We start from the raw sequence: 592 nt of genomic DNA on the forward strand, positions 1-592 counted from the left end.
CATATGTCCCATATCTGCTTCCTGTTTCTGGAATACATTGTGGCCCATAACCACTACATCTACGTGGTTATCCCTTGCATAGTCGGCTATATGTCTGCTTATCTTGTGTAACTGATCCTTTATCCTCCTGTTTCTCTTCTCAGTGAGTGTACTCATCCTTCTGGTACGATATCTCTTGTTGCAGGCCATTGCGCAGGCAGACAGCCTTGCCATCTCTTTGTTGTAGTACTGATTGATGGACTTGATGACACCGCCTTTTATTACAAAAGGCTTTGCGCTGAAGTTATTAACAACCGCAGCGATGTTGTCCGTTCCGGGATCAATTGCCATGACTCTTTTTCCCGAAATATCTGTCATTCCTGCAAGTTCCTTCAGGATTACAGAATCATCCCTTGGTGCAATGCCCTTCATTCCCATATCCATTACCACATCAATCACAAAATCCCTGCCACATGGTTTGATGCACACTTCCTTAAGTGTTCCGGAAAAAGGCATATAAGAAAGCCTGAGCATTTCCTTAGTTCCCGGAAATCTGAGATACAAATCATCCTTTATTCTACAAATCTGGTTGGTAAGGATTGCAGTCTTGCCC

At 43.6% G+C, this 592-nt stretch carries 1 protein-coding gene; it reads right to left on the minus strand.

Going from position 1 to position 592, the window contains the following annotated elements; all coding sequences use genetic code 11:
- On the minus strand, positions 1 to 543 hold a 543-nt coding region (locus tag NXH67_RS00075; RefSeq protein WP_272795917.1), incomplete at its 3' end, for a transposase.
- Positions 544 to 592 lie beyond the last annotated feature (49 nt).

The organism is Butyrivibrio sp. DSM 10294 (assembly GCF_028539135.1).
GTDB lineage: Bacteria > Bacillota > Clostridia > Lachnospirales > Lachnospiraceae > Butyrivibrio.